The sequence below is a fragment of the Candidatus Binatia bacterium genome, assembly GCA_036382395.1.
Classification (GTDB): domain Bacteria; phylum Desulfobacterota; class Binatia; order HRBIN30; family HRBIN30; genus JAGDMS01.
On the sequence record DASVHW010000205.1, the window covers coordinates 1 to 5,311 of the forward strand.

The window sequence follows — 5,311 nt, forward strand, 5'->3', positions numbered from 1 at the left end:
GTTGAGTTCAATCCGCGCACTCCCGTTGCGCTGCAAACGGAAATGCACTGCAGTGTCCCGTTCTTGGCCATGTATATATGGAGCAAAGCTCCAGAATGGCATAGATGCTATCCGGCCGGCTCAGCGCCCGCTCTCTATACCTACCACCCTGAACCCATGAGCTTGGGCAGCAGTAGCCAAGGCGACGTCGTGAGTGGCCATAATCAATTGACCATCCTCGGGGTGGGGAAGAGGGGCGTGCGCTCGTTGGGTGGGGTGTCCAATGGTCCCTGCAGCATACTCAGTCGGCCGTCCTATGATCCAGCCGCTGTTTTCTCTGCGTAGTCAGTGATAAATAACAGCATTGCGCGAGGTTACGATAGCGCGCCGGGGGTGCCCCATGAACGCCGCGCCAATAATTCCCGCCGCGCAGTACCTGCGGATGTCCACCGAGCGTCAGGAATACTCACTCGATAACCAGGCCGTCGCTATTCAACGGTACGCCGACTCGCACGGGTTTGCGATCGTCAAGACGTATGAAGATGCCGGTAAGAGCGGCCTCACGATCGGACACCGTAATGGGCTACAGGCACTCTTGACGGATATTCTGGGTGGCAAGGCAACATTTTGCGCTGTCCTGGTGTATGACGTCAGCCGATGGGGGCGCTTCCAAGACGCTGACGAGGCGGCCCACTATGAATTTCTCTGCAAGTCGTCTGGCATACGTGTTCATTACTGCGCCGAGGAGTTTGGAAGCGACGACACCCTGCCCAGCCGCATGATGAAGGCGCTCAAGCGCACGATGGCGGCGGAATTCAGCAGGGAGCTAAGTGAGAGGGTTTTCGCAGGCAAGAAACGGCTCGCGGAGATGGGGTACCACGAAGGCGGACCTCCGGGGTACGGTCTCTGCCGCCTGTTGGTATCTGCTGATGGACTCGTAAAACAGGAACTGCGGCGTGGCGAGCTCAAGAGCATAACCACCGACCGGGTCATACTCGATCCCGGTCCGCCACATGAGCAGAAATGGGTACGTTGGATTTACGCACAGTTCATTCGAGGCCTGGACATGACTGACATCGCCAAGGAGCTGAACCTGCGGAAGGTGCCGTGGATCGATGGCAAGAGCTGGAGCCGGTACGCGGTGCGGCAGATACTTACCAACCCCAAGTATGCCGGTTGCAACCTTTGGGCGCTCGGGACGCAGAAACTGCGTACCAAGCAACGACGGAATCCGCCAGAAAGGTGGGTCGTGAAACAGGGTGCCTTCAGGGCAGTTGTGGATCACCGTACCTTCGATCGAGCGCAGAGGGTCATTGCCAGCAAGACGTATAGGAAGTCGAACGACGCACTGCTTCGGGACGTGAAGCGTTTGTGGAAGAGGCAAGGTTCTCTGTCAGAGTCGCTGATCAACCGAACGCGGGGTGTGCCTTCGTGCTCCACGCTCCGGCACCGCTTTGGCAGCATGGCGAAGGTGTACGACCTGATCGGATTCACGCCTGCGCCTGTTCACAGCGAACGGACAGAGAAGTCGAGGATGATGGCGAAGTTGCGGTCGGAAGTCTTTGAGTCGATCCAGAAGCTCTTCCCAAACGATGCGGTCTTCGTGCGTGGAAGCACCCGGCAGCGGCATTTAGTAGAATTTCCTCAGCTGGGACGGATCGGCATTATGCTATGTCGATCCTTCGACAGGCTCGACGGTCTGAGGTACTGGCTGCTGTACGTCCGCCACGCAGAACGGTCTTTGCCTGCGCTCGTTTGCCTGATGTCACGCGAAAACGACTCGATCGAGGCGTTCTACGTGATGCCGGGCATCGACGCCATAACGAGGATGACGCTCACGCCGAAGGACCCTTGGTTCCGGCGAGGGCTCCGGCTGGAGTCTCTCGCAGACCTGCGTTCTGCGCTGCAGGACGTTCAGACGTGGGTACCCTTAGGCTCGATCTACCGAGGGTTCTCAAACCTCACGACGCAACTCATGGGACCTGCTCGTCCCCACATTCATGACAGTGAGCGTTGCGACGCCGCTATACATGCGCAGACGCATGGCCGCCGAATTGTGTGAGTGCAGGAGAGGCCTCCCTCCAGGAACCTCAGAAGGTGAAAAGGTGCGGGAGTCAACGGGAGCGGGGGAAGCGCGACACGCCGCCGCCCGCATGGGTCGGGCCGCGCCGACCGTTGGGGTGGTTACCCAATTGTCGGGCGGTTAACCCGACTCGTGTGGCGACCAGCACGACGACAGACGGCGAGTTTCAGCGGCAGCAGGCACGCGGCGGATCACAGGTTCAGGCACACGACGCGCGTTTCCGTCATCTCCTGCATCGCGAAACGGATACCTTCACGGCCGATACCGCTCATTTTCACGCCGCCGAATGGCATGACGTCCAAGCGGTAGTCGGTCGAGTCATTGACAATAACGCCGCCCACTGCGAGTCCCTGGACGGCTTTGAACGCATCACGGAGTCGCTCCGTGAAAATGGCCGCGTGCAGCCCGAAGTTGACGCGATTGGCGTGTTCAATGGCTTCGTCGAGGGATGCGAATTCATACAGCGCGAGCACCGGTCCGTACACTTCCTCGCAATCCAGACGCACGCCGTCGGGCACACCTTCCAGCACCGTCGGGGGCACCACCGCGCCATTGCGCGCGCCGCCGGCCAACACGCGCCCTCCACCGGCAATCGCCTCGGCGATCCAACTCTCTACTCGCTTCGCGTGATCTTCGGTGATCATCGCGCACACATCGGTGGACTCCTCCAGGGACGATCCCGCTTTCAGGCCCCGGACGTGCTTTAGGAACCGGCGCGTGAATTCGCCCTTGATCGGCGCCTGCAGGAAGACGCGTTGTACTCCGAGACAGTTCTCACCGGCCTGCGCGAACGCGCCGCTCGCAATTGCGGGTACCGCCAGATCGAGATTGGCGTCCGCCATGACGATCACGGGCGAGTTCGATCCGAGTTCCATCAGGAGCTTTTTGACGCCGGCGATACGCGTAATCCGTTCGCCAGTCCGCACGCCGCCAGTAAACGCCACGACGCGTACGCGCGGATCGGTTACGATCGCTTCGCCGATTGCAGGGCCGCCGTTCACCACGTGGAACCGGTTCTTGGGCAACCCGGCGGCGAGTAGATCGCGCCCCAGGCGCAGCACCGACAGTGGTGTTTGCGGGGCGGGCTTGAAGACGACCGGGTTACCCGCGGCCAGCGCCGGACCGATTTTGTGCGCGGCCACCGCCAACGGATCGTTTGACGCTGAAATGGCACCGATCACTCCGGCGGGTACTCGGAAGTAGTAGCCGATGCGACGCTCAGAACCAGGACGGATGTCGAAAGGAAGTGTCTCACCGCCCAATCGACGCCCTTCCTCCGCCGAAAGCCGCAGAATGGTGGCTGCGCGAGGCGGTTCGCGGCGCGCCTCCCGAATGGTCTTGCTGCCCTCGCGCGCAATCGCCCAGGCATATTCGTCGGCATGAAGGTCGATGAGATCGGCACCACGCATGAGCACGTCGTAGCGCGCATGCGCCGGGAACTCCTCGGCGAGCGACCCCGCGGCAGCCGTGATCGCCTGCTTCACGTCAGCTTCGGTTGCACTCGAAACCTCGCCTACGAGCCGCCCATCGAAGGGATTGCGAACCGCTATCACATCCGGATGCTCCACCCACTTCCCATCGATCAGGCAGCCAAAACGCTCTACGCTGCTGACGTCGTGCACCTCCGCCGCAATGCTCATCAGTGAATCCTCCAGCCGTTCACCGGGCCACCGTGCAGGAATTTCTCCGGCGTCATGACGCCATCGCGCTTGAACACCAGGCCGTCCTTCATAACGAACACCACAGTGCGCAGAGCGTCGATGTCCTCCAGCGGGTTTCCTTTCACTGCGATGAAGTCCGCCGGAAAGCCGGCCTTGATGGGGCCGCGCTTTTCGTAGATGTCTGAAACCTTGTAGCCATTCGTGGTCATTATCTTTAGGATTTCCTTGTCTGGAATCGCCGCTGCCTTCCAACTCTTCAAGAAATTGATGACTACCTCGCCGCGTGTCATGCCGGGAACGTAGTAGTCCGCGTCCGTGGAGAACGCCATTTTGACGCCGCTCGCGTAGGCGCTCTTGATGCCGGCAACAGTGCGATCAAACGCCGCTTGCGAGCTGCGATATTCCGTGAAAGGGGTTTCGGTGCCCACGCGCCAGATTCCTTTCTTTGCCATCTGCTTGTGCAGTTCGTCGGTGAGCGCGTTCCCATGCTCGATGGACCAGATGCCGGCCTCGATGGCCCGCCGCGCACCCTCTTCCGTCTGCACGTGTCCGGCTACCTTCAGGCCGCCGGCGTTGGCTGCCTCTTTGATGAAGAGCTTCATGTCCTCCACGGAATACGGATACGGCTTGCAATCGACGCAGATCTTGATCACCTTGGCGCCGAAGAGCACGTTCTGGCGAACTGCCTTGATGATCTCGTCGGGCGTGTCGGCGTCGAGATACTCGGGATAGACGATATTGTGTTCCTTGACCATTTCGGGCGTGGGAAAGAACTGGCCACCGATCCCGCCAATGATGATCCCCGAATTGATGACGGTTGGTCCCGGTATCCAGCCCTGTTCAATGGCGACGCGCAAAGCAGTGTCGGCATAGAGTCCGTTATTGCCGAGGTCGCGCACGACGGTGAAGCCTGAAGAGAGCATCTGCATGCCATTGGAGGCGGCCTGGATCGCGCGCAGCGCGGTCGAGTCCTGGACGTAGGTGTAGTAATAAACGTCGTTCTCCGGGACCTTTTTATAAGTGAGCGCCAGGTGGTTATGGGCGTCGACCAGCCCGGGCAGCACGGAATAGGCGGAAAGGTCGATCACTTCGGCGCCAGTCGGAACCGCTACATCGCTGCCGATCGCCACGATCCTGCCGTCTCTTACGGCGATCATCTGATTGGCAGTGGCGGTACCGGTTTCGGGATCGATCAACCGGCCGACGCGGATTACGTAAGCGGTCCCGGCGCTCGAGGGGAGCGCTGCAGGTGGCTGCTGCGCCACTCCTATCTGAACAAGAAAAACCACGCAGAGGAACAGCACCAGGCGTCTGGCCATAAAGTTCTCCTTGATGTTGGTGTGCACGCAGCTCGCGAAGGGGCAGAGTATTCTCCTCCGAGTGGGAGCGCAAACGAGGCTCACTTGGCGTGCCCGACCGGGATCAGGTAAATCGGTGTACTGCTGGCCGGCAGCGACGTTGCTTGCGCCACCTGCTCGGGCTGAATTCCACCTACGGGCACCGCGGCCAAATGCAGCGCCGTCGCTTGCAGCAGCAGGTTCTGCGCGGCGTGGCCGGCTTCCAGATTCACCCAGCGCAGTCCGGTCTC

At 60.6% G+C, this 5,311-nt stretch carries 4 protein-coding genes; 1 reads left to right on the top strand and 3 read right to left on the bottom strand.

All coding sequences use genetic code 11. The features are described 5' to 3' along the window. Positions 1 to 379 precede the first annotated feature (379 nt). Complete coding sequence (locus VF515_09375; protein HEX7407844.1) at positions 380 to 2,041, top strand: recombinase family protein; 1,662 nt, start codon at positions 380 to 382, stop codon at positions 2,039 to 2,041. Positions 2,042 to 2,253: 212 nt separating this feature from the next. Here the strand turns inward: VF515_09375 and VF515_09380 are convergent, their stop codons facing one another. The 3 genes from VF515_09380 to VF515_09390 all read right to left on the bottom strand — a co-directional run. Continuing rightward, a complete protein-coding gene (locus VF515_09380) occupies positions 2,254 to 3,702 on the bottom strand; it encodes an aldehyde dehydrogenase family protein (protein ID HEX7407845.1) in 1,449 nt (482 codons plus the stop codon). Further along, positions 3,702 to 5,042, bottom strand: a complete 1,341-nt coding sequence (locus VF515_09385) for an amidohydrolase family protein (protein ID HEX7407846.1) — start codon at positions 5,040 to 5,042, stop codon at positions 3,702 to 3,704. The genes VF515_09380 and VF515_09385 overlap by 1 nt, the downstream gene beginning before the upstream one ends. Positions 5,043 to 5,122: 80 nt before the next feature. Next, on the bottom strand, positions 5,123 to 5,311 hold a 189-nt coding region (locus tag VF515_09390), incomplete at its 5' end, for a nitroreductase family protein (GenBank protein ID HEX7407847.1).

Excerpts from the sequence above, each read along its gene's own strand:
- VF515_09375 (HEX7407844.1), top strand. The coding sequence starts at position 380 with ATGAACGCCGCGCCAATAATTCCCGCCGCGCAGTACCTGCGGATGTCC.
- VF515_09380 (HEX7407845.1), bottom strand. The coding sequence starts at position 3,702 with ATGAGCATTGCGGCGGAGGTGCACGACGTCAGCAGCGTAGAGCGTTTT.
- VF515_09385 (HEX7407846.1), bottom strand. The coding sequence starts at position 5,042 with ATGGCCAGACGCCTGGTGCTGTTCCTCTGCGTGGTTTTTCTTGTTCAG.